This window comes from Pseudomonas chlororaphis subsp. piscium (assembly GCF_003850345.1).
Lineage (GTDB): Bacteria > Pseudomonadota > Gammaproteobacteria > Pseudomonadales > Pseudomonadaceae > Aquipseudomonas > Aquipseudomonas piscium.
The window spans coordinates 5,299,291-5,325,191 of sequence record NZ_CP027707.1 but is presented as its reverse complement, the minus strand read 5'-3'; the positions used below and the strand labels follow the sequence as shown (position 1 = coordinate 5,325,191).

Below are 25,901 nucleotides of genomic sequence, written 5' to 3'. Positions count from 1 at the left end.
ACTGCCAAACAGCCTAGTCGATTTGATTCAGCCGAGGTTCAGAGTGTGTTCAGGGGGAGTTCAGGGCGGGGTCGGTAGTCTGGCCCCGTACCCAAAAACACATAGCGAATGAGGAAATACCCCCATGACTACTTTCAAGAAGATGATCCTGGCCTTCACTGTTCTCGGCGCCAGCGCTGTCGTCCAGGCCGCCGACAGCAACTTCGCCAGCCTTACCTACGGCCAGACCAGCGACAAGGTCAAGAAGTCCAGCCTGCTCAACAGCAACCTGAACCATCCGAACGCCGACGGTGTGATCGGCAAGGACAACACCTGGGGCGTGCGCCTGGGTCAGCAGAATGACCAGCACCGCTACTACGCCACCTACGACAATGTCTCCGGTTCCCACAATGGCATTAAACTGCGCCAGGAAAACCTGCTCGGCAGCTACGATGTGTTCCTGCCAGTGACCAGCAGCACCAAGCTGTTCGGCGGCGGTACCGCGGGCCTGACCAAGCTGACCCAGGATTCCCCAGGCTTCAGCCGCGACAGCGATATCGGTTATGCCGTCGGCGTGCAGGCCGGCGTCCTGCAGCAGGTTTCACAGAACACTTCGGTCGAACTGGGTTACCGTTACCTGCGCAGCAATGCCAGCACCGAGATGAGCGAGCGCAGTGGCAGCAAGCAGGGTTCGCTGAGCCTGACCAGCAGCGCCCAGACCTACCTGTCGGCCAACTACGCTTTCTAAAATATCGTCCTGGTTCTGACCGCGCCGGATCTGCCAAGGCAGGATCCGGCGTTGCCATATATACGATCAGGGCGCCTGAGCGCCCTTGGAGATGTCGAATTTTGCCTGGGAGAGCTGCATGAAACTGCTCGTCGTTGAAGATGAGGCGCTGCTGCGCCATCACTTGCAAACCCGCCTCACGGACAGCGGCCATGTGGTCGAGTCCGTGGCCAATGCCGAGGAGGCGCTGTATCAGACCGAGCAGTTCAACCATGATCTGGCGGTGATCGACCTGGGCCTGCCGGGCATGGGTGGGCTGGACCTGATCCGTCAGCTGCGCTCGCGGGGCAAGGCGTTTCCGATCCTGATCCTGACGGCTCGCGGCAACTGGCAGGACAAGGTCGAAGGGCTGGCTGCCGGCGCCGACGACTATGTGGTCAAGCCCTTCCAGTTCGAGGAACTGGACGCGCGTCTGAATGCGCTGCTGCGCCGCTCCAGCGGGTTCACCCAATCGACCATCATCGCCGGCCCGCTGCTGCTCGACCTGAATCGCAAGCAGGCCTCGCTCGACGAACAACCGCTGGCGCTGACCGCCTACGAATACCGGATTCTCGAGTACCTCATGCGCCACCATCAGCAGGTGGTGGCCAAGGACCGGTTGATGGAACAGCTGTACCCGGACGATGACGAGCGCGATCCGAACGTGATCGAAGTGCTGGTCGGCCGCCTGCGGCGCAAGCTGGAAGGCCCTTCGGGCTTCAAGCCCATCGATACCGTGCGCGGCCTGGGTTACCTGTTCAACGAGCGCTGCCGATGATCCGATCGTTACGCCTGCGCCTGATGCTGGCGGCCACGACGCTGGCAGTGCTGTTCATGCTGGCGCTGTTGCCGGCCATGCAAGGCGCGTTCAGCCTGGCGTTGCAGGATTCCATCGAGCAGCGCCTGGCCTCCGATGTGACCACGCTGATCTCGGCGGCCCGGGTCGAGAACAATCACCTGCAAATGCCGGCGCAACTGCCGGACGAGCGCTTCAACCTGACCGACAGTCGCCTCCTGGGCTACATCTATGACCGGGAGGGGCGGCTGGTCTGGCGTTCCAGGGCGACTCAGGAAGAGAACATCAACTACAAGCCGCGTTATGACGGACGCGGCAACGAGTTCGCGCGTATCCGCGAAGTCAACGGCCAGGAGTTTTTCGTCTACGACGTCGAGGTCAAGCTGCTGGGCGGTAAGAGCGCGGCGTTCAGCATCGTCGCCCTGCAGCCAGTACGTGAGTACCAGTTGACCCTGGAGGGCGTGCGGGAAAACCTCTACCTCGGTTTCGGCGCCGCGTTGCTGGTGCTCCTGGCGCTGCTCTGGCTTGGCCTGACCTGGGGTCTGCAGGCCTTGCGCCGGCTGAGCCAGGAGCTGGACGAAATCGAAAGCGGCACCCGGGAAAGCCTCAGCGAAGAACATCCGCGCGAACTGTTGCGCTTGACCGGTTCGTTGAACCGCCTGTTGCACAGCGAGCGCGAGCAGCGCAGCCGTTATCGCGATTCCCTGGACGATCTGGCCCACAGCTTGAAAACCCCTCTGACGGTGTTGCAAGGGGTCAGCGAGGACATGGCCCTGCGTCCTCAGGACCGCGAACAGGCCTGGGTGCTGCAGACCCAGATCGAACGCATGAGCCAGCAGATCAGCTACCAGTTGCAGCGTGCCAGCCTGCGCAAGAGCGGCCTGGTGCGTCACCAGGTGCGCCTGCGTCCGGTGCTGAAAAGCCTGTGCGACACCCTGGACAAGGTCTATCGCGACAAACAGGTACGGGTCTCGTTCGACCTGCCGGAGCGCTGCTATGTGCCGATCGAGCATGGGGCCTTGCTCGAATTGCTGGGCAACCTGTTGGAGAACGCCTATCGCCTGTGCCTGAGCGAAGTGCGCATCAGTGTCCGCCAAGACCTCCACGGCGCGCAGTTGTGTGTCGAGGACGACGGGCCGGGCGTGCCGCCGGACCAGCGGGCGCGGATTCTCCAGCGCGGCGAACGGCTGGATCGCCAGCATCCGGGGCAGGGGATCGGCCTGGCGGTGGTCAAGGACATCATCGACAGCTACGGCGCCCAGCTGACCCTTGGGGATTCCACCCTGGGCGGGGCGGCGTTCCGCATTCACTTCCCGGCGATTTGACCGACGCGTTCAGGTTTCCTGGGCGCGGTAGGCGCCCGGCGTCAGCCCGGTCCACTTCTTGAACGCGCGGTGAAAGGCCGAGGGTTCGGAAAAGCCGGTCTGCTCGGCGATCTGTTGCAATGACAGGTCGGCCCGGCGCAGATGGTAGATGGCGATATCGCGCCGCAACTGATCCTTCAATTCCTGAAAGCTCGTGCCTTCTTCGCGCAAGTGCCGGCGCAGGGTCTGCGGGCTGATGTGCAGGTGCTGGGCGATGTTTTCCAGGTCCGGCCAATGGTTGCTGTCGCGGCTGAGCAGGCGGCGCAGCTGGCTGCTCAGGCTGTCGCCGTCGTCCGGGCGGGCCAGCAGGTCGGCGGGGGAGCGTTCAAGGAAGTGCTTGAGGGTTCGTTCGTCCTGCAGCAGCGGCATGCTCAGGTAGCGGCTGTGGAACAGCAGGCTGCTGCGGTCACAGGAAAACACCAGGGGGCAGGGGAACAGCAGGTCGTATTCGTTGCCGTGTTCGGGTTTCGGGTAGCTGAAACAGGCCTGTTCGAGGCGGATGCGCTGGCCGATCAGCCAACTGCCCAGGCGATGCCAGATCACCAGCAGGCTCTCGCTGAGGAAGTGGTCCGGGTCCCACAGCGCAGCGTCGTCCAGGCTCAGGCGGGTCATTTCCCCTTCGCGCGTCAGGCTCAGCCGCGGTGCCTGGGGGAACAGGCTGTAAAACAGCAGGCCACGCTGCAGGGCCTTCTCCAGGTTGCTGCAGTGGATCAGGGCGTGGCACATCATGGCGAAGGTGCCGCGCTTGCTCGGGCCGTCGCCGAACCCCAGGTACTCGTCATCCAGGACCTGCCAGAGCTGTTGCAGCAGGCTGGTGAACTGCTCGGGGGCGATACGGGCCTTGGGTTCGTTCAGCAGTTCGAGGCTGATGCCCAGGGTCTGCAGCAACTCCGAATAGTCGTAGCCCCGCCGGCGGGCCCCGCCCAGGGCGGCGCGGGCGAAATGACTGGCGATGGTGCGTTCGCGCATGAAGGTTGATCCGTCCATTAAGTGGCGGATGTTAACAGCCGCCAACGACTGGACAAGGCGGATATCCGCCAAATTGTAGGACGAGCGTCGGGTGATGGGCGGAAATCCGCCACTTCACCCGGGAGCCGGGATAACCAAAGGCGGGCGCAACCCCTGATGTCCAAAGGCCTTCAGGGTTTTTCGGCAAGCTGGCACGAGCTTTGCGATAGCGAGGAGCAGGGAGCAACCAGAGGTGTTCCCCGCAGCTCAACACAACAAATCCCTCCAGCGCAGGAGGGTTCGCACTTTAGGCGTCGTGTGCATCGATGGATGGTGTGCAACGGCGCTCTTGAGGAACTTTGCAATGACGACTCGTCAGCCACTGTACAAATCCCTGTATTTCCAGGTGATCGTTGCCATCGCCATCGGCATCCTGCTCGGTCACTTCTACCCGCAGACCGGTGTGGCCCTCAAGCCCCTGGGTGACGGGTTCATCAAACTGATCAAAATGGTCATCGCGCCCATCATCTTCTGTACCGTCGTCAGTGGTATCGCTGGCATGCAGAACATGAAATCGGTGGGCAAGACCGGTGGCTACGCGCTGCTGTACTTCGAAATCGTTTCGACCATCGCCCTGCTGATCGGCCTGGTCGTGGTCAACGTCGTGCAGCCGGGCAACGGCATGCACATCGATGTGTCCACCCTGGATGCCTCGAAAGTGGCGGCCTACGTCACCGCCGGCAAGGACCAGAGCATCGTCGGCTTTATCCTCAACGTCATTCCGAACACCATCGTCGGCGCCTTCGCCAACGGCGACATCCTGCAAGTGCTGATGTTCTCGGTGATCTTCGGTTTCGCCCTGCACCGCCTGGGTGCCTACGGCAAGCCGGTACTGGACTTCATCGATCGCTTCGCCCACGTGATGTTCAACATCATCAACATGATCATGAAGCTCGCGCCGATCGGTGCGCTGGGTGCCATGGCCTTCACCATCGGCGCCTACGGCGTGGGTTCGCTGGTGCAGCTGGGCCAGCTGATGATCTGCTTCTACATCACCTGCGTGCTGTTCGTGCTGGTGGTACTGGGCGGTATCTGCCGCGCCCACGGTTTCAGCGTGCTGAAGCTGATCCGCTACATCCGTGAAGAGCTGCTGATCGTACTGGGTACTTCCTCGTCGGAATCGGCCCTGCCACGCATGCTGATCAAGATGGAACGCCTGGGCGCGAAGAAATCGGTAGTGGGTCTGGTGATCCCGACCGGTTACTCCTTCAACCTCGACGGTACTTCGATCTACCTGACCATGGCGGCCGTGTTCATCGCCCAGGCGACCGACACCCACATGGACATCACCCACCAGATCACCCTGCTGCTGGTGCTGCTGCTGTCCTCCAAAGGCGCCGCGGGCGTGACCGGTAGCGGTTTCATCGTGCTGGCGGCGACCCTGTCGGCCGTGGGTCACCTGCCGGTGGCCGGCCTGGCGCTGATCCTGGGTATCGACCGCTTCATGTCCGAAGCCCGTGCGCTGACCAACCTGGTGGGTAACGCCGTGGCCACCCTGGTTGTCGCCAAGTGGGTCAAGGAACTGGACGAAGACAAGCTGCAGGTCGAGCTGGCTTCCGGTGGTCGTGGTATTTCCGACACCCGCGAAGAAGATGACCTGGGCGTCGCCGAAGGCCCAACCCCGACGACCGTGAAGTAACTTCACCGCGTTGATGAAAAACCCGCTCCGGCGGGTTTTTTCATGCCCGGCGTTTGAGCGCAACGGTCAGCCCGGGTGGCGCTTGCGGTGATTGCCGGGCCGCGAGACGCTGCCTACTCTGTGGGCAATCAATCGGCAAGGGAGGGTGCTCATGCAAGGGCCACTGGCGTCACTCAAGGTACTGGATTTCTCCACGCTGCTGCCGGGGCCGTTCGCCTCCTTGCTGCTGGCGGACATGGGCGCCGAGGTACTGCGCATCGAGTCGCCGACCCGCATGGACCTGCTGCGGGTACTGCCGCCCCACGATCAGGGCGTGTCCGCCAGCCACGCCTACCTCAATCGCAATAAACGCAGCCTGGCGCTGGACCTCAAGCAACCCGAGGCGCTGGAGGTGATCCGCCAACTGGTGCTGGAGTACGACATCGTGCTGGAGCAGTTCCGTCCCGGGGTGATGGAGCGCCTGGGGCTGGGCTACGAGGTGTTGAAGGCGCTCAATCCGAAGCTGATCTATGTCTCGATCACCGGTTATGGCCAGACCGGCCCGTACCGGGATCGCGCCGGCCATGACATCAATTACCTGGCCCTGGCGGGCCTGGCCAGCTATACCGGGCGCAAGGATAGCGGGCCGCTGCCCCTGGGCATCCAGGCGGCGGACATCGCCGGAGGTTCGCTGCATGGGGTGATCGGCCTGCTGGCGGCGGTGATTGCCCGCCAGCACAGCGGCCTGGGGCAGCACCTGGACGTGAGCATGACCGATTGTGTGTTCAGCCTGAACGCCATGGCCGGGGCCGGCTACCTGGCGTGCGGGATCGAGCCCGCGGCGGAGCAGCAGGTGCTCAATGGCGGCAGCTTCTATGACTATTACCGCAGTCGGGATGGCCGCTGGCTGTCGGTGGGCAGCCTGGAGCCGCCGTTCATGCAGGCGCTGTGCAAGGCGCTTGGGTGTCCGGAACTGGCGGCCCAGGGGCTGTCACCGCAGCCGGAACAACAGCAGGCGCTCAAGCTGGCCCTGCAGGTCGAGTTCGAGAAGCGCGATTTTGCCGAGCTCCGAGAGCTGTTTGCCGCAGTCGATGCCTGCGTCGAGCCGGTGCTGGGCCTGGCGGAGGCGGTGGCGCATCCGCAGTTGCAGGCACGGCAGTTGGTCAGCCAGGTGCCGCGTGGCGATGGCAGCTACCAGGCGCAAATGGCCTGTCCGTTGAAGTTTTCCCAGGGGCTGCCGGAGCCTCGGCATATCGGGGCGGAGCTGGGGGCGCATAGTGACCAGGTGCTGGCCGAGCTGGGTTACAGCGCGCAGCGCATCGCTGAGTTACGCCAGGGCCGGGTCATCCTGTAAGCGCCTGGACCGGGCTCACTCGACCCGCATTTCGCCGCTGAACACCAGGGTGTGTCGGCAACGCCGGCACAGATAACGCCGGCCCTGGGCGACCAGGCGATGGCGCTGGGCGGAAAACGGGAAGTCGTTGTCGCAGGGGCAGCGATAGATGTAGCGGGTCACGCTGCGACGCTGGATCTCGTAGGTGTGGCAGCGATTGGGCGGCAGTTCGTACACGCCGCGCATGATCAGTTGCCATTCTTCGCCGTGGGGCTGAATGCGCTCGCCGAACAGTTGGTGGGCGATCAGGTGCGCGACCTCATGGGCCACGGTCTGTTTGAGGAAGTCTTCGGTGTTTTCCCGGTACAACTGCGGGTTGAAGCGCAGCAGGTTCTCGTGCAGGTGGGCGACACCGGCTTTCTGGCCGCGCAATTTGAGGCTGACCACCGGGCGTTTGAAAGGTCGTTTGAAAAAGGATTCAGCGAGTTGGAAACAGTCTTCGACGCGGGTATTGAGTTGCTCGGGCATGCTTAACGGCTCTCCAGAGCGAGTGAGTATGCCGCAAAGCTGATGCATTCCGAATCGTCCAGGCGCCGAATGGTCGTTGCGCAGATTGGAAGGCCGCCTTGCGGCGGCCTGTGTTGGCAGATTGTGTTTGTTTTTTGAGCGACGTCAGTTGGTGTAAACGGGGCCGACGCCAAGACCCCAGACGATCACGGTGAATGCCATGATCGCGACCAGCACCACCAGCCCAACGGCCAGTACTGAGCTTGAGAACAGGAAACCTTCGTCCGAGGGAATGTTCATGAAGGTCGGCAACCCGACATACAGCAGGTAGACGGTGTAGCAGATAGCGGCCGTGCCGACGATCATGCCGAGCCACATGTGCGGATACAGCGCCGCCAGGCCGCCGATGAACAGGGGCGTCGCGGTATAGGTGGCGAACGCGATGCAGCGCGCCAGGCTCGGGCTGGCGTCGTAGGTGCGGGCCATCCAGTGGACGAAGGCGCCCATGACCGCGACCCCGCCAAGCATCGCCAGGTACGACATGATGGTCATCCACAGCGCGCTTTCCATGGTCAGCATGACCGGCGCTCGATTGCCGATGACCCAACCGACCTGGGTGGTGCCGATAAATGCCGAAATCGCCGGAATCGCCGCGAGAATCAGCGTGTGGGTGAGGTACATGTGGCTGATGCTTTCCTCTTCGTCGCCACGTATTTCTCGCCATTCCTGATCGGGGTGGGTGAAGAGTCCCACGACATGATGAATCATAGTCAGTCACTCCTTTGTTATTGCCATCGCCCCCCAACGGAGCGCCTACGGGCCAGCGGCCAAGTAAGTAAAGGTCTGAATATGCGTGCGACCTTATGTCGCAGTATAGAAAGGACTGACTTGCAAAAGGCGCAGGCGTTAGAGCAAATCGCGCTGTCGGCGCGGCTGGTAATCGCATTCGGCGATTTGATCGGTCGGCTGGCGCCCGGCGCTTCGCCCGCGCGCGGTTTTTGCGTAAAATGACCGGCTTTTCGTCACACACCGCGGATTTCAAGCGCCATGGGCACTCTTACGGTCAACCAGAACAAACTGCAGAAACGCTTGCGCCGCCAGGCCGGGGAAGCGGTCGCCGACTTCAACATGATCGAAGATGGCGACAAGGTCATGGTCTGCCTGTCCGGCGGCAAGGACAGCTACACCATGCTCGACGTGCTGATGCACCTGCAGAAGGTTGCACCGATCAAGTTCGACATCGTCGCCGTGAACATGGACCAGAAGCAGCCCGGGTTCCCCGAGCACGTGCTGCCGGCCTACCTCGAGACACTGGGTGTGGAGTACCACATCGTCGAGAAGGACACCTATTCGGTGGTCAAGGAGCTGATACCGGAAGGCAAGACCACCTGCTCGTTGTGCTCGCGCCTGCGTCGCGGCACCCTGTACACCTTCGCCGACGAGATCGGCGCGACCAAGATGGCCCTGGGTCACCATCGCGACGACATCGTCGAGACCTTCTTCCTCAACATGTTCTACAACGGCTCGCTCAAGGCCATGCCGCCCAAGCTGCGGGCCGACGATGGGCGCAACGTGGTGATCCGCCCGCTGGCCTATTGCAGCGAGAAGGACATCCAGGCCTATTCCGACCTCAAGCAGTTCCCGATCATCCCGTGCAACCTCTGCGGCTCCCAGGAAAACCTGCAGCGCCAGGTGGTCAAGGAAATGCTCCAGGAATGGGAACGCAAGACCCCGGGTCGTACCGAAAGCATTTTCCGCGGCCTGCAGAACGTGGTGCCGTCGCAGCTGGCGGACCGCAACCTGTTCGACTTCACCAGCCTGAAGATCGACGAAACCGCGGCCTCGCGTTTCGTCAATGTGGTGAACCTCTGAGTCGTTTCGCGGCTCTGTATCATGGAATCACGGCGCTCCTCTGAGCGCCGTTTCTTTATCGTCATTAGGAGAGGGCATGCGCGATTACAAGTGGCTGCACGAATACTGTCTGAACCGCTTCGGTTCGGCGGCCGAGCTGGAAGCCCATCTGCCGGTGCCGAAAACCCCGGCGCAATTGCGCAAGATCAGCGATGACCGTTACCTCTCGACCCTGGCCCTGCGGGTATTCCGCGCCGGTTTGAAGCACAGCCTGGTGGACGCCAAGTGGCCGGCCTTCGAAGAAGTTTTTTTCGGTTTCGATCCGGAGAAAGTGGTGCTGATGGGCGCCGAGCACCTCGAGCGGCTGATGCACGATGCGCGGATCATTCGCCACCTGGGCAAGCTCAAGAGCGTGCCGCGCAACGCGCAGATGGTGCTGGACGTGGAAAAGGAGAAGGGCAGTTTCGGCGCCTTGATCGCCGACTGGCCGGTAACCGACATCGTCGGCCTGTGGAAGTACCTGGCCAAGCACGGTCACCAGTTGGGCGGCCTGTCGGCCCCGCGTTTTCTGCGGATGGTCGGCAAGGACACCTTCGTACCGAGCTATGACGTGGTGGCGGCGCTGAATGCGCAGCAGATCATCGACAAGGTGCCCAGCAGCCTCAAGGACCTGGCCACCGTGCAGGGCGCCTTCAACCAGTGGCATGCCGAAAGTGGCCGGCCGCTGTGCCAGATCTCGATGATGCTGGCGTATACGGTCAACCACTGATCTGGACGTGCTCTCTGGAGTACTGCGTCATCGTTCATCGCGGGCAAGCCTCGCTCCTACAGAAAACCCAATGCTTCTGTAGGAGCGAGGCTTGCCCGCGATAGCGCGCTGTCAGGCGGCGCTGACCTCGCCTTCACCCGCCAGCTTGCGGTTGAGCTGGAAGCGCCAGCGCACGTAGAGCAGGGCCGAGCAGAACACCGCCAGGCTGGCGAGCATCTCCAGGATGCCGAACAGTTGCCGGTTCGGGTCGTAGGCGGCCAGCGCGCCCTTGATGAAATACAGGTTCACCACGAAGCACATCCAGGAATGCCCGCGCGCGCTGCCCACCAGCATGCCTGGCGCCATCAGCAGCAGCGGCACCAGTTCGATCAGCAGGATCACCCAGGGCCGGGCGCCGTGCAGGTCGGCGACGAACAGGTAGTAGCCGCAGAGCAGGCCGACCAGGCCGAAAAAGCAGATCAGGCTCAGCACCCGGGTGATGCGTACGCGCGGCTCCAGCCATTCGATGGCCGGCAGGATCTTCGGCTTTTTAGCCACGGCTGCTCTCCAGTTGCAGGGCAGTCTTGGCTAGGCGCAGGCCCAGGGCGCGGCAGAGGGCGACCTCATGCTCGTTCAGCGGGCTCTTGCCGTCGGCGCCGGCATGGTGGCTGGCCCCGTAAGGCGTGCCGCCGCCACGGGTTTCCAGCAGGGCCGATTCGCTGTAGGGCAGGCCGGTGATCAGCATGCCGTGGTGCAGCAGCGGCAGCATCATCGACAGCAGGGTGGTTTCCTGGCCGCCGTGCAGGCTGGCGGTGGAGGTGAACACCCCGGCGGGCTTGCCCACCAGGGCGCCGGTCAGCCACAGGTTGCTGGTGCCGTCGAGAAAGTACTTCAGCGGCGCGGCCATGTTGCCGAAACGGGTCGGACTGCCCAAAGCCAGGCCGGAGCAATGCTTCAGGTCATCGAGGCTGGCGTACAGCGCGCCGTCTTCCGGGATGCTCGGGGCCACGGCCTCGCAGTCGGCGGACACCGCCGGCACGGTGCGCAGGCGCGCTTCCAGGCCACCTTGTTCGATACCCCGGGCGATCTGCCGGGCCATCTCGTTGGTCGAGCCGTTGCGGCTGTAGTAGAGAACCAGGATGTACGGCGCACTCAAGGCAGGATCTCCAGCACGTTCTCCGGCGGCCGGCCGATGATGGCCTTGTCGCCGACTTCGAGAATCGGCCGTTCCATGAGTTTCGGGTGCGCGGCGATGGCGGCGATCAGCTGCGCTTCGCTCAGGCTGGTGTTGGCCAGGTTGAGGGTCTTGTACTCGTCTTCGCCGGTGCGCAGCAGCTGGCGGGCGCCGATCCCGAGCTTGCCCAGCAGGCTTTGCAGCTGGGCGGCATCGAGTGGGGTTTCCAGGTAGCGGACCACGGTCGGGGCCAGGCCACGGGCTTCCAGCAGTTCCAGTGCGCCGCGGGATTTCGAGCAGCGCGGGTTGTGATAAAGCGTCAGATCGGTCATGGGCGGGTCGCATCTTGCGTAAGGTGGCGGCTATTCTACCTGTGCGACGGGCAGTCCTGAACCTTGCGAGGCGATGGGTCGCACGAGAAAGCGGGTTTGACTGGTTTTTTTCAATACAAGGATCAAGGCATGGCAAGGCAACTGGCAGCGGCATTGGCGATCATCGGCACCTTGTTGCTGAGCGGCTGCGGTAACGATTACGGGGTCGATCAATATGGCCAGAAAGTCGCCGCCGAGCGCGTGGACAAGCAATGGCTGGTGCTCAATTACTGGGCCGAGTGGTGTGGGCCGTGCCGCACCGAGATTCCCGAGCTCAATGCATTGGCCGAAGGGCTCAAGGGCCAGCCGGTGAGTGTGCTCGGGGTCAATTTCGATAACGTACAGGGCGAAGAGCTGAAAAGCGCCAGTGAAAAACTGGGCATCAAATTCACCGTGCTGGCGCAGAACCCGGCGGAGATTTTCGATTTGCCACGCAGCGAAGGGTTGCCGGTGACCTACATCATCGATGACCAGGGCAAGGTGCGTGAGCAACTGATGGGCGAGCAGACCGCGGCGGGCGTGATGGCGAAGCTGGAAGCCCTGCGCGGGCATTGATAGATAGCCGCTGCAGGCTGCGAACGGCTAGCAAGGCCGTTGCGATCCCTGGATCGCTGAAGGTCCTGCGGACCTTATCGCAGCCTGCGGCAGCGGCTACAGGAGGACGGTATCAACCTTCCTCGAGCCACCAGCGCAACGGCTTGCCTTCGGCCGGCCAGAAGCGCACTTGCTCGATCGGGGAAATGTCCCAGCGCTGGACGGTTTCCAACGCCTGCAGGAAGCGTCGTTCCTGCTCCATCAGGGCTGGCGCGCACATCTTGCGGGTGCTGCCGACCTTGCCGAAGCTGAGCTTGTCGCCGTCCAGGGTGTAGGGCGCGAACCAGTGGTTGCAGCCACCGTTGCCATAGGCGCGACCGTCTTCGCCGAGGGTGATGGTCAGGTGGCTGTAGTCGATCAGCGGACGCTCGCCGATCCACTCCAGGATGTAGCTGCGATCCTGCTGCAGTTTCACCGGCTCCGCCGCGCAACCCAGCAGGCCGGCGCCGAACGCGGCGGTCAACGCCAGGCGTTTCATTGGGCGGCTCGCTGGCATTTCGGGCAGAGGTGTTTTTCCCCTTGGCTGATCCAGCCCAGCTCGGCGATCCGCGCGCTGGCCGCAGGCTTTTGCGCCTTGCTGCCCAGCTTGGCATCCACTGCGAACTCGAAGTTCAGTTCGGTGGCGCAGCTGTCGCAGTTGACTTGCCACTGATGGATAGCCAGCTCGCCGAATACCGGGCCGCGGGCCACGGCGACCCACTGGCCGACCGGATTGATCAGGTGCCGCACGGTTTCCACCGTCAGGCGCATCGACAGGTCCTTGCTGCCCTTGAGGGTGACGATCAGCACGTCGTCGTTGCGGATGGAACCACCGTTGCCGGTGACCTGATAGCGGCCGGGCACCAGGGCGCGGCATTCGATAAGGGTGTGTTGCGGGTTCATCAGGCTGTAGCGGAAATCGTGTTCGACCATGGGTCCTCCAAATCTGGCGCGTATGCTAGCACGCACCCCGATACCTCAGGTTGCAGGCAGATGACCTTCGCTTACCGCCGGTCCGTCGGCTCAGCCTTCCACCAGGTTGCAGGGCGCGCCGGCAGCCCAGGCGGCGATGTTGTGCAAGGTGGTGTCGGCAATCGCCGCCAGGGCCTCGCGGGTGAGGAAGGCCTGGTGGGCGGTGACAATCACGTTGGGGAAGGTCAGCAGCCGCGCCAGCACGTCGTCCTGCAGCGGCAGGTCGGAGCGGTCCTCGAAGAACAGCTGTGCCTCCTCCTCGTAGACATCCAGTCCCAGGTAGCCCAGTTGCCCATTCTTCAGCGCCTCGATCAGCGCCGGGGTATCCACCAGGCCGCCGCGGCCGGTGTTGATCAGCATCGCCCCCGGTTGCATCCGGGCCAGGCTCTGGCGGTTGATCAGGTGTTTGCTGTCGGCGGTGAGCGGGCAGTGCAGGCTGATGATCTGTGCCTGGGCCAGCAGCTCCGGCAGGCTCAGGTAACGCGCACCCAGGGCCTCGACTTCTGGGTTGGGGAAGGGATCGTGGGCCAGCAACTGGCAGCCGAAACCGGCCATGATCCGGGCAAAGGTGGCGCCGATCTGCCCAGTGCCGACTATGCCGACGGTTTTTCCCACCAGGTCGAAACCGGTCAGGCCGTGCAGGCTGAAGTCGCCTTCGCGGGTGCGGTTGTAGGCGCGGTGCAGGCGGCGGTTCAGCGCCAGGATCAGGGCCACCGCATGCTCGGCCACGGCATGGGGTGAGTAGGCCGGGACCCGCACCACGCTCAGGCCCAGGCGTTTGGCCGCGGCCAGGTCGACATGGTTGTAGCCGGCCGAGCGCAGCGCGATCAGGCGCGTGCCGCCGGCGGCCAGCTGTTCCAGCACCGGGGCGCTCAGGTCGTCATTGATAAAGGCACAGACCACTTCGTGGTGTTCCGCCAGGGCCGCGGTGTCCAGGCTCAGGCGCGCGGCCTGGAACTGTAGCTCGATGCCCGGCGGCAGCTCGGCGCCGAGGAAGCTGTCGCGGTCATAGTTCTGGCTGCTGAAGAGAATGGTGCGCATGGTGTCGTCCTTGTGGGAGGTTGCCCCCAGCATGAACCTTCGGGGCAACCGGGTCGTTGCCCTGAGTCAGGCGTTGATGCGGGCCTCCGTGGCCAGGCGGTTGATCGCCCGTTCGAGTTCGTCGAGGGCGGCGAAGGCCTTGACGTCTTCCTGCTTGAGCAGGGTTTCGCTGCGTTGGCAGGCGGCGCGCAATTGCGGCACTCCGCAGTAGCGGGTTGCCCCATGCAGGCGGTGGACCCGTTCGATCAGGGCATTGTGGTCGTTGGCGGCACGGGCGGCGCGAATCGCTTCGCGATCGGCCTCCAGCGAGGCCAGGAGCATCGCCAGCATGTCGGCGGCCAGGTCCGCCTTGCCGGCGGCCAGGCGCAAGCCTTCGTCGTGATCCAGCACTTGCAGCTCGAGGCCGTTGCCGGACGGTTCGCCCGTGCGTTCCGGGCCCTGGTTGCGCAGGGCCAGACCGGTCCACTTCAACACCACCTGAGCCAGCTGCCGCTCACTGATGGGTTTGGTCAGGTAGTCGTCCATGCCGCTTTGCAGCAGCGCGCGTTTTTCGTTGGCCATGGCGTGGGCGGTGAGGGCGATCACCGGCAGCGGCGTGCAGTTGCGCTCGCTTTCCCACTGGCGAATCGCCTCGGTGCTCTGGCGACCGTCCATGCCGGGCATCTGCACGTCCATCATCACCAGGTCGAAGGATTCGTTCTGCACCGCCTTGACCGCCGCGTAACCGCTGTCGACCGCGAGTACCTTGGCGCCCATGTCTTCGAGCAGGGTCTGCACCAGCAGCAGGTTGGCCGGGTTGTCATCGACACACAGCACTCGCGGTGGGCGACTGGCAATCGGTTCGCTCGGCTCGTTGCGCACCGCCTTGGGGTTGACCAGGTCGGCCAGGGCGCGCCGCAGTTTGCGGGTGCAGGCCGGTTTGGCCTGCAACTGGCTGTGCGGGTTGGGCACCGACAGGTGGAACAGCGTCTGTTCGGTGGTCGGGCACAGCACCAGCACTTTGCAGCCCAGGTGCTCGAGGTCCCAGATGTGCTGGTTGAGACGTTCCGGCGGCATGTCATTGGTGGTGATGCCGAGGACCGCCAGGTCGATCGCCTGTTCGGTCTGGTGCACCCCGGTCACCCCGTTGGTCAGGGCTTCCAGGGTATTGAACGGCGTGACTTCCAGGCCGCAGTCCTCGAGTTGATGCTGCAGGGCCTGGCGCGCCAGCTCATGGTTCTCCAGCACCGCGACCCGCCTGCCGAGCAGCGGCGGGGCGGGCAGGTCTTCGGCATCGTCGCGGGTTTTCGGCAGGCGCAGGCTGATCCAGAACTCCGAACCTTCGCCGGGCGTACTGTCGACGCCGATCTCGCCACCCATCTGTTCGATCAGGCGCTTGGAAATCACCAACCCCAGGCCAGTACCGCCGGGTTGCCGCGACAGCGAGTTGTCGGCCTGGCTGAAGGCCTGGAACAGGGCGCGCACGTCCTGGTTCGACAGGCCGATGCCGGTGTCCTGAATGCTGATGCGCAGTTGCACGCTGTCTTCGTGTTCTTCTTCGAGCATGGCGCGGGCGACGATGGTGCCTTCGCGGGTGAACTTGATGGCGTTGCTCACCAGGTTGGTGAGGATCTGCTTGAGGCGCAGCGGGTCGCCCACCAGCGACAACGGGGTATCGCGATACACCAGGCTGACCAGTTCCAGCTGCTTGGCATGGGCGGCCGGGGCGAGGATGGTCAGGGTGTCCTGCAACAGGTCGCGCAGGTTGAACGGAATGCTGTCGAGCACCAGCTTGCCGGCTTCGATTTTCGAGAAGTCGAGAATTTCGTTGATGATCCCCAGCAGGCTGTCGGCGGACTTTTCGATGGTGCCCAGGTAATCCAGCTGGCGCGGGGTCAGCTCGCTTTTCTGCAACAGGTGGGTGAAACCGAGGATGCCGTTGAGCGGGGTACGGATTTCGTGGCTCATGTTGGCCAGGAATTCCGACTTGATCCGGCTGGCCTCCAGGGCCTCCTTGCGCGCCAGGTCCAGTTCGATGTTCTGGATCTCGATGGTTTCCAGGTTTTGCCGGACGTCTTCGGTGGCCTGGTCGATGCTGTGCTGCAGTTCTTCCTGGGCGTTCTGCAGGGTGCCGGCCATGCGGTTGATGCCCGAGGCCAGTTCGTCCAGCTCCTGGCTGCCGAGCAAAGGCAGGCGGGTTTCCAGGTTGCCGTCCTTGAGTTGGGTGACGGCCTGTTTGATCTGGCTCAGCGGGTTGTTGATGGTGCGCCCCATGCGCAGCGCCAGCAGGCCGGTGCAGATCAGCCCGGCGCTGATCAGCAGCAGGCTGGCGAACAGGCTGCGGTAGCCGCGCAGCAGCATGCTGTTATGGGACAGCTCCAGCTCGACCCAGCCGAGCAGGCGGTCGGACTCGTCGGGAATCAGGTCGCCGGCCAGGTTGCGGTGGCGGCCGAACACTGGCAGCAGATAGCGGGTGGCGTCGCTGCCGGTGCGTTGCAGCATCTGGCTGCCATTACCGGTCGGCGCCTGGTTGAGCATGCTCGGGCCGGCGTGGGCCAGGGGCGTACGGTCGGGTGCGAGGAAGCTCACCGCGCGCACGTCCTGCTGTTCCAGGGATTGGGTGGCAATGCGTTCCAGCAGAGTGGTGTTCTGGTGGGCCAGGGCCGGAGCCACCAGGGGCGCCAGTTGCTCGGCGATCATTTCGCCGCGTTGCAGAAGCTGGGTGTGCAGGTCCGATTGCTGCATCCAAGTGAAATAACCGCCCAGCACCAACGCCATCAGGCTGGTTGGCAGCAAGGTCAGCAACAGCACGCGGCCTTTGATCCCCAATTTCTTAAGCACGCAACTCTCCTGCTACCACGCCGTTTTGAATGAACCCTGCGCACATCCGGTGCGCACCACCTGCGCAGTGTAGCCATTTGCTTTGCCGCAATCTTCGCAAAATTAGCCGTCGAACCGCTCGGCCTTCCTTCGGTGTAGCGAGCGCCTTGTTGACTGGTGTCGGTTGCTCGGAAGTGGACAATCTTGAATAATCGCTCAACTGAGAATTACTTGCAGAAGCTAATGAATCCCGTATCTGTCGTCCATCCCCGGATCCTGAGCATCGAAGACGACCTGGTGCTCGGTGCCTATGTGCACGAGCAATTGGGCCGTTGTGGGTTTGATGTCACCTGGTGCCAGAACGGCCAGGAAGGGCTGACGATGGCCCGCCAGCAGCCTTTCGATGTGGTGCTGATGGACATCCTGCTGCCGGGGATGGACGGACTGACGGTGCTCACCCATTTTCGCCAGAGCCATTCCACGCCGGTGCTGCTGATGTCGGCGCTGGGGGCTGAGGCCGATCGCATCAGTGGTTTCCGCCTGGGGGCCGACGACTATCTGCCCAAGCCCTTCAGCATGGCCGAACTGCGGGTCCGGATCGAAGCCATCCTGCGGCGCGTGGCCCTGGATCGCCGGCCCGCCCCGGCACCGCTCAGGCAGGAAGCCCAGGGGCTGCGTTTCGACGATGAACTGTGCGATGTGCATTACGGCCAGCAGTGGGCTGGCCTGACCCGCAGCGAGTACCGCCTGCTGGAGACGCTCAACCGCAACGGCGACGAGGTTTTGAGCAAACCCTTCCTTTATCAGCATGTGTTGCAGCGCGGCTACGCGCCCCATGATCGCAGCCTGGACATGCACATCAGCCAGATCCGCCGCAAGCTCAAGGCGGTCGGTTATGTCGCGCGGGAAGTGCGCACGGTCTGGGGCAAGGGCTATGTGCTGAGTGCCGTCGATGAAATGGCCTGAGCTGCCCGGCAGACATTCGCTGTTCTGGAAACTAGCCTTTCTGTTGGTCGCCTTCTGCCTGCTGATGATCTGGCTGAGCTGGTCCTGGGGTCGCTACATGGAACAGAAGAACCTGTTCCTCTCCGATGAGGCCCGCGGCACGCTGACCGGCTACGCCGCCGAAGCCGAACAGGCCTGGAGCCAGGGACAGAGCGCCGGGGTCGATGTCTGGTTGCAAGGCATGGCCGAGCGCGAGCGCCATTGGGTCGGGGTCATCGGCCGCGACCTGCAATCGCTGAGCAGTTATCCGCTGAGCGAAGCCGAGAGCCAGCACCTGACCTTCCTGCGCGGCCTTGATTGGCCGGTCAGCCGTCATACCCGTGGTTTGCCCTGGCTGAAGATTCCATTTCCCAACGACCCGTCCGCCGGCAGCCTGGTGATCGAGCTACCCCAGCGCTTCATGCCCGGGCGCTACCGGGTGTTCTGGCGGGTGCTGACCAACGGGGTGATTCCCGGCCTGTTTACCCTGTTGCTGTGTGTCGGGCTGTATCGACTGTTGGTGGTGCCGCTGAACCAGTTGCGCGAACAGGCCAACGCCTGGCGCGCCGATCAACTGAATGCGCGGCTGTCGAGCCAGACCACCAGTCGCCAGGACGAGTTGGGCGAACTGGGCCAGGCATTCGACCAGATGTCCGAGCGCCTGCAGGGCACCGTGGCCTTGCAGCAGCAATTGCTGCGCGATCTTTCCCATGAATTGCGTACGCCCCTGAGTCGCTTGCGGGTGGCCTGTGACGGCGAGCAGAGCTTGTCGGCATTGCGCGAGCGGTTGGCAAGGGAAGTCGATGGCATGCAGCGGCTGGTGGATGACACCTTGCAACTGGCCTGGCTCGACACCGAGCGGGCGCCGCTGGCCGAGGAAGACATCCAGATCCAGGCCCTGTGGGAAATGCTCACGGAAAACGCCTGCTTCGAAAGCGCCTGGTCCAGCGCGCAACTGCACTGCGCGCTGGACGCCTCGTGCTGGGTCAGGGGCAACCTCAATACCCTGGCCCAGGCCCTGGAAAACATCCTGCGCAATGCCATTCGCCATTCGCCCGCGGGCGGGCGTGTGCTGCTGGACGGCCAGCGCCAGGGCGAGTATTGGCTGCTGTGGTTGGAGGATGAAGGGCCTGGCGTGGCCGATGCCGATCTGCAGCGGATCTTCGATCCCTTTACCCGTCTCGACGGCTCGCGTCCGGGCAATGGCGGTTTTGGCCTGGGGTTGAGCATTGCGCGCAACGCCGTGCAGCGCCAGGGCGGTCAGCTGTGGGCGGAAAATGCCGGGCGTGGGCTGCGCCTGAACATGCGTCTGCGGGCTGCCGTTGCAATGGAAGCGCCTTCGACCGAGGCTGATTCGCTGCCTTATATCGTTAAGCCATAAGACCCTCACTTTGCGTGATATGGCCTGCGAACGTTTGCCGGTATGATAGTCGCCCCCGCAGTCCGGATTGCGAATACGCCATGACCTTGCAGTACCCCACCATCGCCGATTGCGTCGGCAACACCCCGCTGGTCCGTTTGCAGCGCCTGCCTGGCGTCACCAGCAACACCCTGCTGCTCAAGCTCGAGGGCAACAACCCGGCGGGTTCGGTCAAGGACCGCCCGGCGCTGTCGATGATCACTCGCGCCGAGCTGCGTGGGCAGATTCACCCCGGCGATACGCTGATCGAGGCGACCTCGGGCAACACCGGGATTGCCCTGGCCATGGCTGCGGCGATCAAGGGTTACAAGATGATCCTGATCATGCCCGACAACTCCAGTGCCGAGCGCAAGGCGGCGATGACCGCCTATGGCGCCGAGCTGATCCTGGTCAGCCAGGAAGAGGGCATGGAAGGCGCGCGCGATCTGGCCGAGAAGATGCAGGCCGAAGGTCGCGGCAAGGTGCTCGACCAGTTCGCCAACCTGGATAACCCGGAAGCGCACTACACCGGCACCGGCCCGGAAATCTGGCGCCAGACCGAGGGCACCATCACCCATTTCGTCAGCTCCATGGGCACCACCGGCACCATCATGGGCACTTCGCGTTATCTGAAGGAACAGAACCCGAACGTGCAGATCATCGGCCTGCAACCGATGGAAGGCTCGGCCATTCCCGGCATTCGCCGCTGGCCGCAGGAATACCTGCCGAAGATCTACCAGGCCACTCGCGTCGATCGCATCGTCGACATGACGCAAAGCGAAGCCGAAGACGTGACCCGGCGCCTGGCCCGCGAAGAAGGCATCTTCTGCGGCGTGTCCTCGGGCGGTGCGGTGGCGGCGATGTTGCGCCTGTCCCGCGAAGTCGAAAACGCGGTAATTGTCGCGATCATCTGTGACCGTGGCGACCGTTATCTGTCGACCGGCATCTTCGATGCGCCCAACTGATGGCTAAGCCAGTCAGAGGCCTGCGCTTCCAGCCTTCGGGCGGGAGCCGGGCGGCGCAGATACCCGTTGGAAAAAAACAGCGCCTGACCATCGAGCGCCTGGCCAACGACGGCCGCGGTATCGCCTTCCTGGAAGGGCGTACCTGGTTCGTTGTCGGTGCACTGGCGGGCGAAGAGGTCGAGGCGCGAGTACTGGGTGCCCACGGCAAAGTGGTGGAGGCCCGTACCGAGCGGGTGTTCAGCGCCAGTGATCTGCGTCGGCCAGCGCCTTGCGCCCATGCCGGCCGTTGTGGCGGCTGCAGCGTGCAGCACCTGCCCCACGATGAACAGCTTGCCCTGAAACAGCGCATGCTCGCCGAGCAGCTGTCGCGGGTCGCCGGTGTCGAGCCAGAGGAGTGGGCGGCGCCCCTGAGCGGTCCGGAGTTTGGCTACCGACGTCGGGCGCGGGTCGCGGTGCGCTGGGACGCCAAGGCGAAAAAACTCGAAGTAGGCTTTCGTGCTGCCGGCAGCCAGGACATCGTCGCTATCGACGAATGCCCGGTGCTGGTACAGCCCTTGCAACCGATCATGAGCCGCTTGCCGGCCATGCTGCAGCGCCTGAGCAAACCGCAGGCGCTGGGGCATGTGGAGTTGTTCAGCGGTTCGGCGATTGCCGTGCTGCTGCGCCATATGGCGCCGTTGTCCGCGGCCGACCTGGAGATTCTCCAGGCGTTCTGCGCGTTCCATGAGGCCCAGCTGTGGCTGCATGGCGAAGGCGAGCCGCAACCGGTGGACCCGGACCAGGCCCTGGGTTACCGCCTGGAGCCGTGGAATCTGCAGCTGGCTTATCGGCCGGGGGATTTTGTCCAGGTCAACGCCGGGGTCAACGAGGCGATGGTGGCCCAGGCCCTGGAGTGGCTGGCGCCGCAGGCTGACGAGCGCGTGCTGGACCTGTTTTGCGGCCTGGGCAACTTTGCCTTGCCGCTGGCGCAGAAGGTTCGGGAAGTGGTGGCGGTCGAAGGGGTGGCGACCATGGTCGCGCGCGCCGCGGAGAATGCCGCTAGCAACAATTTGCATAACACCCGGTTTTTTCAGGCCGATTTATCGCAGCCCCTGAGCGATGCCGAGTGGGCCGGTGAAGGCTTTTCTGCGGTACTCTTGGACCCACCTCGGGACGGTGCTTTCGAGGTGGTACGCAAGCTTGCGAGCCTGGGCGCCAAGCGCCTGGTTTATGTGTCATGCAACCCTGCCACTCTGGCGCGTGACACAGTCGAACTGGTCAGACAGGGCTACCGGTTAAAACGTGCCGGGATCCTCGATATGTTTCCTCAGACGGCACATGTCGAGGCCATGGCGTTATTTGAAGCGAGCTAGGATGGCTCGTCTAATCCGTTGGCCCGTCAGGTAGCACTCGCCGGCCCAGCGAGGAAATACTGGCAGTGAAGGTCAGCGATTTGACGCATTGAATGTGCGTCGTAGGGAAGGTAAAGCAAGATGGTACAGGTGAGAGCGCACCAGCCGATCAACACCGACGGCAGTATCAATCTCGAGGCGTGGCTCGATCATGCGGTCAGCGTCGACATGGCACTGGACCGTGAAGCCTTGAAAGAAGCCTGCGAGTTCGCTCGTGAGGCAGAGCAACAACACATCGCCGCGAAGAATCTCAGCGGCGAAGACATGTCGAGTTTCAGCACCGGCCTCGAGATCGCGGAGATCCTCGCCGACCTCAAGCTGGATCAGGATTCGCTGGTGGCCGCGGTACTCTACCGCGGCGTCCGCGAAGGCCAGATCCCGCTGCCGGCTGTCAGCCAGCGCTTCGGTCCGGTGGTGGCCAAGCTGATCGACGGCGTATTGCGCATGGCGGCGATCAGCGCCAGCCTCAGCCCCCGCCAATCCCTCGTGCTCGGCACCCAGGCCCAGGTGGAAAACCTGCGCAAGATGCTGGTGGCGATGGTTGATGACGTGCGTGTGGCGCTGATCAAGCTGGCCGAGCGGACCTGCGCGATTCGCGCGGTGAAAAACGCCGACGACGAGAAGCGCAACCGGGTCGCCCGGGAAGTCTTTGACATCTACGCACCGTTGGCCCATCGCCTCGGTATCGGCCATATCAAGTGGGAGCTGGAGGACCTGTCCTTCCGCTACCTGGAGCCTGAGCAGTACAAGCAGATCGCCAAGTTGCTGCACGAGCGACGCCTCGATCGTGAGCGCTTCATCTCCGACGTGATGAACCAGCTGCAGAACGAACTGCAGGCCACCGGCGTCGACGCCGACATCAGCGGCCGGGCCAAACACATCTATTCGATCTGGCGCAAAATGCAGCGCAAGGGCCTGGAGTTCAGCCAGATCTACGACGTGCGCGCGGTGCGCGTGCTGGTCCCGGAAATGCGCGACTGCTATACCGCGCTGGGGATCGTCCACACCCTGTGGCGGCACATTCCGAAAGAGTTCGACGACTACATCGCCAACCCCAAGGAGAACGGTTACCGCTCGCTGCACACGGCGGTCATCGGTCCTGAAGGTAAGGTGCTGGAAGTGCAGATCCGTACCCATGCGATGCACGAAGAGGCCGAGCTGGGGGTCTGCGCCCACTGGCGCTACAAGGGCACCGACGTCAAATCCGGTTCCAACCACTACGAAGAGAAAATCTCCTGGCTGCGTCAGGTGCTCGAGTGGCATGAGGAGCTGGGGGATATCGGCGGCCTGGCCGAGCAGCTGCGAGTGGATATCGAACCGGACCGGGTCTACATCTTCACCCCCGACGGCCACGCCATCGACTTGCCGAAAGGCGCGACGCCGCTGGACTTCGCCTACCGGGTGCACACCGAGATCGGTCACAACTGCCGGGGCGCGAAGATCAACGGGCGCATCGTGCCGCTCAACTACAGCCTGCAGACCGGTGAGCAGGTCGAGATCATCACCAGCAAGCACGGCACGCCGAGCCGCGACTGGCTGAACCCGAACCTGGGGTATGTCACCACCTCGCGGGCGCGGGCGAAGATCGTCCACTGGTTCAAGCTGCAGGCGCGGGATCAGAACGTGGCGGCGGGCAAGACCCTGCTGGAGCGCGAACTCAATCGCCTCGACCTGCCGCAGGTGGATTTCGACAAGCTGGCCGACAAGGCCAACATGAAAACCGCCGAGGACATGTTCGCCGCCCTGGGCGCAGGCGACCTGCGCCTGGCGCAACTGGTCAACCTGGCTCAGCAGCTGGTGGAGCCGGAGCGCGGCAACGAACAGCTAGAGCTGATCCCGCGCAAGGCCACCGGCTACAAGCCAGGCAAGCGCGGCGACATCCAGATCCAGGGCGTCGGCAACCTGCTGACCCAGATGGCCGGCTGCTGCCAGCCGCTGCCGGGGGATGCGATCGTCGGTTACATCACCCAGGGGCGCGGGGTGAGCATTCACCGTCAGGACTGCGCCTCGGTGCTGCAACTGGCCGGCCGCGAGCCGGAGCGGATCATCCAGGTCAGCTGGGGCCCGGTACCGGTGCAGACCTACCCGGTGGACATCATCATTCGCGCCTACGACCGCTCCGGTCTGCTGCGTGACGTGTCCCAGGTATTGCTCAACGAGCGGATCAACGTGCTGGCGGTCAACACCCGCTCGAACAAGGAGGACAACACCGCGCTGATGTCCCTGACCATCGAGATTCCGGGGCTGGACGCGCTGGGGCGGTTGCTGGGGCGTATTTCCCAGTTGCCGAACATCATCGAGACCCGCCGTAACCGTACCCCTTGAAATCCGGAGCGTAGGAGCGAGCGGACGGCAAGCCTCGCTCCTACAGAAAACATGGTTTGGCAATGAGAGTGACTGATGTATAGCCTTGAAGACCTGTTGCACCTGATGGCACGGCTGCGGGATCCGCAGTACGGCTGCCCTTGGGATATCAAGCAGAGCTACGCCACCATCGTCCCCCACACCCTGGAAGAAGCCTACGAAGTGGCCGATGCCATCGAGCGGGGCGATTTCGAGCACTTGCAGGGCGAGCTGGGCGATCTGCTGTTCCAGGTGGTGTATTACAGCCAGCTGGCGCGGGAGGAGGGGCGTTTCGAGTTCGACGGCGTGGTCGACAGCATCACCCGCAAGCTGATCCGTCGCCATCCCCATGTATTCCCTACCGGGGACCTGTACGCGCCGCTGGATACGCCACGGCTGGATGAAGAGCAGGTCAAGCAGCGCTGGGAAGAGATCAAGGCCGAGGAGCGCGCCGAGAAGTCGGCAGAGCCTTTGCAGTTGTCCTTGCTCGACGATGTGCCCGCGGCGCTGCCGGCCCTGTCCCGTTCGGCCAAGTTGCAAAAGCGCGCGGCCCAGGTCGGTTTTGACTGGCCGGACGCCTTGCCGGTGGTGGACAAGATCCGCGAAGAGCTCGATGAAGTGCTCGAAGCCATGTCCGAGAATGACCCGCAGGCGATCGCCGACGAGGTGGGCGACCTGCTGTTCGCCGTGGTCAACCTGGCCCGGCATCTGAAGGTCGATCCGGAAACCACCCTGCGTGGCGCCAATGCCAAGTTCGAGCGGCGGTTCCGATTTATCGAGCAGGCATTGCGCGATACCCGCCGACCCATGGAAGATTGCACCCTCGAAGAGTTGGACGCCTTGTGGGGCGAAGCCAAACGTCAGGAAAAGAATTTGCCCAGCTGTGGCTGAGGCTGTTGCCTAAGTGAGTGAGCACCAATGAGCCTTTCCCTTCGCGACCAGTTGCTCAAAGCAGGGCTGGTCAACCAAAAGCAGGCCAAGCAGGTCAGCAAAGAGAAACAGAAGCAGCAACGCCTGGTCCATAAGGGCCAGGTCGAGGCGGACGATACCCAGGCGCGCCTGGCCCAGGAGGCGCAGGCCGAGAAGGTCAAGCGCGACCAGGAACTCAATCGCCAGCAGCAGGAGAAGGCCGAGCAGAAGGCCCGTGCCGCGCAGATCAAGCAACTGATCGAAGTGTCGCGCCTGCCGAAGCTGACCACCGAGGACTACTACAACTTCGTCGACGACAAGAAGGTCAAGCGCCTGTCGGTGAACACCCTGATGCGCAACAAGCTGAGCAGCGGCTCGCTGGCCATCGTGCACCATGCCGGCGGTTATGAAGTCATCCCCCGTGAAGCCGCGCTGAAGATCCAGGAGCGCGATCCACGGCGCATCGTTCAGCTCAACACGCCGACCGAGGCGCCGGACGAGGACGATCCGTACGCGGCCTACCAGATCCCTGACGATCTGATGTGGTAAACCCGCAGAAACAACAAACCCCGCCATGAGCGGGGTTTGTTGTTTCTGAAGCGCCTGCCGATGCGTGGCGGCGGGCGCGGCAGTCATTGTGAGATCAGGAGCTTTGCGGTGCGCGGTTCTGCTCCAGCTTCTCCAGTTCGGCCTTGTAATTATGGGCATCGCTCTCGGAATGAAACATTCCCACCAGCATGTCTTGTTGATGCACGTCCCAGATCCGTACACCTGCGGCTACGCCTTCATGGGACATGTGTGAATCGTCGCGTTCAGTTACTTTTACAGTCATCTGCTAGCTCCAATCTCTATTGATCTGCAGCAAGGCGTGTGCAGGACTCCGTTATATATTTTGTTAGCTGGCTAAGTAAATTACTTTCAAAAGCAACAATCTTTTGCAGATTTCGCAACAGTCCCGCAGGCCGCGGAAACTGTGACATTCGGTCGCAGGCGCCGGAGTTTTATGACAA

At 63.2% G+C, this 25,901-nt stretch carries 26 protein-coding genes; 15 read left to right on the top strand and 11 right to left on the bottom strand.

Annotation, left to right across the window (positions count from 1 at the left end):
* The first annotated feature begins 124 nt into the window (after nucleotides 1-124).
* The 3 genes from C4K38_RS23905 to C4K38_RS23895 all read left to right on the top strand — a co-directional run bounded on the left by C4K38_RS23905 (nucleotide 125) and on the right by C4K38_RS23895 (nucleotide 2,866).
* Nucleotides 125-727 (top strand): hypothetical protein, encoded by a 603-nt coding sequence (locus tag C4K38_RS23905; RefSeq protein ID WP_053280457.1) that lies wholly within the window; start codon nucleotides 125-127, stop codon nucleotides 725-727.
* A 118-nt stretch (nucleotides 728-845) separates the two neighbouring features.
* Nucleotides 846-1,523: a response regulator gene (locus C4K38_RS23900; RefSeq protein WP_007931776.1), complete on the top strand. Its 678-nt coding sequence runs from the start codon at nucleotides 846-848 to the stop codon at nucleotides 1,521-1,523.
* Nucleotides 1,520-2,866, top strand: a complete 1,347-nt coding sequence (locus C4K38_RS23895; protein ID WP_053280456.1) for an ATP-binding protein — start codon at nucleotides 1,520-1,522, stop codon at nucleotides 2,864-2,866. The genes C4K38_RS23900 and C4K38_RS23895 overlap by 4 nt, the downstream gene beginning before the upstream one ends.
* A gap of 9 nt (nucleotides 2,867-2,875) precedes the next feature.
* Here C4K38_RS23895 and C4K38_RS23890 read toward each other — a convergent pair whose 3' ends face one another.
* Nucleotides 2,876-3,874, bottom strand: a complete 999-nt coding sequence (locus C4K38_RS23890) for an AraC family transcriptional regulator (RefSeq protein WP_053280455.1) — start codon at nucleotides 3,872-3,874, stop codon at nucleotides 2,876-2,878.
* 343 nt (nucleotides 3,875-4,217) lie between these two features.
* On the opposite strand from C4K38_RS23890, the gene C4K38_RS23885 reads away from it, so the two are divergent.
* Nucleotides 4,218-5,552: a dicarboxylate/amino acid:cation symporter gene (locus C4K38_RS23885; protein WP_053280454.1), complete on the top strand. Its 1,335-nt coding sequence runs from the start codon at nucleotides 4,218-4,220 to the stop codon at nucleotides 5,550-5,552.
* Nucleotides 5,553-5,703: 151 nt separating this feature from the next.
* Nucleotides 5,704-6,885, top strand: coding sequence for a CaiB/BaiF CoA transferase family protein (locus C4K38_RS23880; protein WP_053280453.1), 1,182 nt, complete (start codon nucleotides 5,704-5,706; stop codon nucleotides 6,883-6,885).
* Nucleotides 6,886-6,900: 15 nt separating this feature from the next.
* On the opposite strand, the gene C4K38_RS23875 is transcribed toward C4K38_RS23880, so the two are convergent.
* Together C4K38_RS23875 and C4K38_RS23870 are read right to left on the bottom strand one after the other, a co-directional pair.
* Nucleotides 6,901-7,392: a SprT family zinc-dependent metalloprotease gene (locus C4K38_RS23875; protein ID WP_007931787.1), complete on the bottom strand. Its 492-nt coding sequence runs from the start codon at nucleotides 7,390-7,392 to the stop codon at nucleotides 6,901-6,903.
* 144 nt (nucleotides 7,393-7,536) lie between these two features.
* Nucleotides 7,537-8,139, bottom strand: a complete 603-nt coding sequence (locus tag C4K38_RS23870) for a Yip1 family protein (protein WP_007931790.1) — start codon at nucleotides 8,137-8,139, stop codon at nucleotides 7,537-7,539.
* A gap of 279 nt (nucleotides 8,140-8,418) precedes the next feature.
* Between C4K38_RS23870 and ttcA the strand changes: the two genes are divergently transcribed.
* Both ttcA and C4K38_RS23860 read left to right on the top strand, forming a co-directional pair.
* Nucleotides 8,419-9,243, top strand: coding sequence for a tRNA 2-thiocytidine(32) synthetase TtcA (gene ttcA, locus C4K38_RS23865; protein WP_007931792.1), 825 nt, complete (start codon nucleotides 8,419-8,421; stop codon nucleotides 9,241-9,243).
* Between the two features lie 76 nt (nucleotides 9,244-9,319).
* On the top strand, nucleotides 9,320-9,991 hold the full coding sequence (locus C4K38_RS23860; protein ID WP_053280452.1) for a DNA-3-methyladenine glycosylase I: 672 nt from the start codon (nucleotides 9,320-9,322) through the stop codon (nucleotides 9,989-9,991).
* 111 nt (nucleotides 9,992-10,102) lie between these two features.
* Here C4K38_RS23860 and C4K38_RS23855 read toward each other — a convergent pair whose 3' ends face one another.
* Genes C4K38_RS23855 through arsC form a run of 3 tightly spaced genes read right to left on the bottom strand, consistent with a single transcriptional unit; the run spans nucleotide 10,103 to nucleotide 11,476 of the window.
* A complete protein-coding gene (locus tag C4K38_RS23855; RefSeq protein ID WP_041989049.1) occupies nucleotides 10,103-10,528 on the bottom strand; it encodes a DUF2069 domain-containing protein in 426 nt (141 codons plus the stop codon).
* A complete protein-coding gene (wrbA, locus tag C4K38_RS23850) occupies nucleotides 10,521-11,126 on the bottom strand; it encodes an NAD(P)H:quinone oxidoreductase (protein WP_053280451.1) in 606 nt (201 codons plus the stop codon). The genes C4K38_RS23855 and wrbA overlap by 8 nt, the downstream gene beginning before the upstream one ends.
* A complete protein-coding gene (gene arsC / locus C4K38_RS23845; RefSeq protein ID WP_053280450.1) occupies nucleotides 11,123-11,476 on the bottom strand; it encodes an arsenate reductase (glutaredoxin) in 354 nt (117 codons plus the stop codon). The genes wrbA and arsC overlap by 4 nt, the downstream gene beginning before the upstream one ends.
* 129 nt (nucleotides 11,477-11,605) lie before the next feature.
* On the opposite strand from arsC, the gene C4K38_RS23840 reads away from it, so the two are divergent.
* The gene (locus tag C4K38_RS23840; protein WP_038576819.1) at nucleotides 11,606-12,070 is read left to right on the top strand and encodes a TlpA disulfide reductase family protein; all 465 of its coding nucleotides are present in this window, start codon (nucleotides 11,606-11,608) and stop codon (nucleotides 12,068-12,070) included.
* Between the two features lie 112 nt (nucleotides 12,071-12,182).
* Here C4K38_RS23840 and C4K38_RS23835 read toward each other — a convergent pair whose 3' ends face one another.
* The 4 genes from C4K38_RS23835 to C4K38_RS23820 all read right to left on the bottom strand — a co-directional run bounded on the left by C4K38_RS23835 (nucleotide 12,183) and on the right by C4K38_RS23820 (nucleotide 16,921).
* Nucleotides 12,183-12,587 carry an META domain-containing protein gene (locus C4K38_RS23835; RefSeq protein WP_023966598.1) on the bottom strand — a complete coding sequence of 135 codons (405 nt, stop codon included), beginning with the start codon at nucleotides 12,585-12,587 and terminating at the stop codon, nucleotides 12,183-12,185.
* The gene (locus tag C4K38_RS23830; protein WP_053280449.1) at nucleotides 12,584-13,021 is read right to left on the bottom strand and encodes a hypothetical protein; all 438 of its coding nucleotides are present in this window, start codon (nucleotides 13,019-13,021) and stop codon (nucleotides 12,584-12,586) included. The genes C4K38_RS23835 and C4K38_RS23830 overlap by 4 nt, the downstream gene beginning before the upstream one ends.
* A 90-nt stretch (nucleotides 13,022-13,111) precedes the next feature.
* Nucleotides 13,112-14,101, bottom strand: coding sequence for a 2-hydroxyacid dehydrogenase (locus C4K38_RS23825; protein WP_053280448.1), 990 nt, complete (start codon nucleotides 14,099-14,101; stop codon nucleotides 13,112-13,114).
* A gap of 66 nt (nucleotides 14,102-14,167) precedes the next feature.
* Nucleotides 14,168-16,921 carry a response regulator gene (locus tag C4K38_RS23820; RefSeq protein ID WP_053280447.1) on the bottom strand — a complete coding sequence of 918 codons (2,754 nt, stop codon included), beginning with the start codon at nucleotides 16,919-16,921 and terminating at the stop codon, nucleotides 14,168-14,170.
* A 222-nt stretch (nucleotides 16,922-17,143) separates the two neighbouring features.
* Between C4K38_RS23820 and C4K38_RS23815 the strand changes: the two genes are divergently transcribed.
* The 7 genes from C4K38_RS23815 to C4K38_RS23785 all read left to right on the top strand — a co-directional run bounded on the left by C4K38_RS23815 (nucleotide 17,144) and on the right by C4K38_RS23785 (nucleotide 25,440).
* A complete protein-coding gene (locus C4K38_RS23815; protein ID WP_053280446.1) occupies nucleotides 17,144-17,866 on the top strand; it encodes a response regulator transcription factor in 723 nt (240 codons plus the stop codon).
* Nucleotides 17,853-19,265 carry a sensor histidine kinase gene (locus C4K38_RS23810; protein ID WP_053280445.1) on the top strand — a complete coding sequence of 471 codons (1,413 nt, stop codon included), beginning with the start codon at nucleotides 17,853-17,855 and terminating at the stop codon, nucleotides 19,263-19,265. The genes C4K38_RS23815 and C4K38_RS23810 overlap by 14 nt, the downstream gene beginning before the upstream one ends.
* Before the next feature lie 80 nt (nucleotides 19,266-19,345).
* Nucleotides 19,346-20,248, top strand: coding sequence for a cysteine synthase CysM (gene cysM, locus C4K38_RS23805; protein ID WP_009050276.1), 903 nt, complete (start codon nucleotides 19,346-19,348; stop codon nucleotides 20,246-20,248).
* A complete protein-coding gene (gene rlmD / locus C4K38_RS23800) occupies nucleotides 20,248-21,600 on the top strand; it encodes a 23S rRNA (uracil(1939)-C(5))-methyltransferase RlmD (protein ID WP_053280444.1) in 1,353 nt (450 codons plus the stop codon). Before cysM ends, rlmD begins: the two co-directional genes overlap by 1 nt.
* A 120-nt stretch (nucleotides 21,601-21,720) precedes the next feature.
* Nucleotides 21,721-23,964 (top strand): GTP diphosphokinase, encoded by a 2,244-nt coding sequence (relA, locus tag C4K38_RS23795; protein WP_009050274.1) that lies wholly within the window; start codon nucleotides 21,721-21,723, stop codon nucleotides 23,962-23,964.
* Between the two features lie 75 nt (nucleotides 23,965-24,039).
* On the top strand, nucleotides 24,040-24,873 hold the full coding sequence (gene mazG, locus C4K38_RS23790) for a nucleoside triphosphate pyrophosphohydrolase (RefSeq protein WP_009050273.1): 834 nt from the start codon (nucleotides 24,040-24,042) through the stop codon (nucleotides 24,871-24,873).
* Between the two features lie 27 nt (nucleotides 24,874-24,900).
* Nucleotides 24,901-25,440 (top strand): DUF2058 domain-containing protein, encoded by a 540-nt coding sequence (locus C4K38_RS23785; protein WP_007927770.1) that lies wholly within the window; start codon nucleotides 24,901-24,903, stop codon nucleotides 25,438-25,440.
* A 94-nt stretch (nucleotides 25,441-25,534) separates the two neighbouring features.
* On the opposite strand, the gene C4K38_RS23780 is transcribed toward C4K38_RS23785, so the two are convergent.
* Nucleotides 25,535-25,723 carry a hypothetical protein gene (locus C4K38_RS23780; RefSeq protein WP_025805664.1) on the bottom strand — a complete coding sequence of 63 codons (189 nt, stop codon included), beginning with the start codon at nucleotides 25,721-25,723 and terminating at the stop codon, nucleotides 25,535-25,537.
* Nucleotides 25,724-25,901 lie beyond the last annotated feature (178 nt).

Coding starts and splice junctions, on each gene's coding strand:
- C4K38_RS23905 (WP_053280457.1), top strand. CDS start 125: ATGACTACTTTCAAGAAGATGATCCTGGCCTTCACTGTTCTCGGCGCC.
- C4K38_RS23900 (WP_007931776.1), top strand. CDS start 846: ATGAAACTGCTCGTCGTTGAAGATGAGGCGCTGCTGCGCCATCACTTG.
- C4K38_RS23875 (WP_007931787.1), bottom strand. CDS start 7,392: ATGCCCGAGCAACTCAATACCCGCGTCGAAGACTGTTTCCAACTCGCT.
- relA (WP_009050274.1), top strand. CDS start 21,721: ATGGTACAGGTGAGAGCGCACCAGCCGATCAACACCGACGGCAGTATC.
- C4K38_RS23870 (WP_007931790.1), bottom strand. CDS start 8,139: ATGATTCATCATGTCGTGGGACTCTTCACCCACCCCGATCAGGAATGG.
- C4K38_RS23860 (WP_053280452.1), top strand. CDS start 9,320: ATGCGCGATTACAAGTGGCTGCACGAATACTGTCTGAACCGCTTCGGT.
- C4K38_RS23830 (WP_053280449.1), bottom strand. CDS start 13,021: ATGGTCGAACACGATTTCCGCTACAGCCTGATGAACCCGCAACACACC.
- C4K38_RS23835 (WP_023966598.1), bottom strand. CDS start 12,587: ATGAAACGCCTGGCGTTGACCGCCGCGTTCGGCGCCGGCCTGCTGGGT.
- rlmD (WP_053280444.1), top strand. CDS start 20,248: ATGGCTAAGCCAGTCAGAGGCCTGCGCTTCCAGCCTTCGGGCGGGAGC.
- arsC (WP_053280450.1), bottom strand. CDS start 11,476: ATGACCGATCTGACGCTTTATCACAACCCGCGCTGCTCGAAATCCCGC.
- mazG (WP_009050273.1), top strand. CDS start 24,040: ATGTATAGCCTTGAAGACCTGTTGCACCTGATGGCACGGCTGCGGGAT.
- C4K38_RS23825 (WP_053280448.1), bottom strand. CDS start 14,101: ATGCGCACCATTCTCTTCAGCAGCCAGAACTATGACCGCGACAGCTTC.
- C4K38_RS23880 (WP_053280453.1), top strand. CDS start 5,704: ATGCAAGGGCCACTGGCGTCACTCAAGGTACTGGATTTCTCCACGCTG.
- C4K38_RS23780 (WP_025805664.1), bottom strand. CDS start 25,723: ATGACTGTAAAAGTAACTGAACGCGACGATTCACACATGTCCCATGAA.
- ttcA (WP_007931792.1), top strand. CDS start 8,419: ATGGGCACTCTTACGGTCAACCAGAACAAACTGCAGAAACGCTTGCGC.
- C4K38_RS23810 (WP_053280445.1), top strand. CDS start 17,853: ATGAAATGGCCTGAGCTGCCCGGCAGACATTCGCTGTTCTGGAAACTA.
- C4K38_RS23785 (WP_007927770.1), top strand. CDS start 24,901: ATGAGCCTTTCCCTTCGCGACCAGTTGCTCAAAGCAGGGCTGGTCAAC.
- C4K38_RS23815 (WP_053280446.1), top strand. CDS start 17,144: ATGAATCCCGTATCTGTCGTCCATCCCCGGATCCTGAGCATCGAAGAC.
- C4K38_RS23840 (WP_038576819.1), top strand. CDS start 11,606: ATGGCAAGGCAACTGGCAGCGGCATTGGCGATCATCGGCACCTTGTTG.
- cysM (WP_009050276.1), top strand. CDS start 19,346: ATGACCTTGCAGTACCCCACCATCGCCGATTGCGTCGGCAACACCCCG.
- C4K38_RS23890 (WP_053280455.1), bottom strand. CDS start 3,874: ATGCGCGAACGCACCATCGCCAGTCATTTCGCCCGCGCCGCCCTGGGC.
- C4K38_RS23895 (WP_053280456.1), top strand. CDS start 1,520: ATGATCCGATCGTTACGCCTGCGCCTGATGCTGGCGGCCACGACGCTG.
- C4K38_RS23885 (WP_053280454.1), top strand. CDS start 4,218: ATGACGACTCGTCAGCCACTGTACAAATCCCTGTATTTCCAGGTGATC.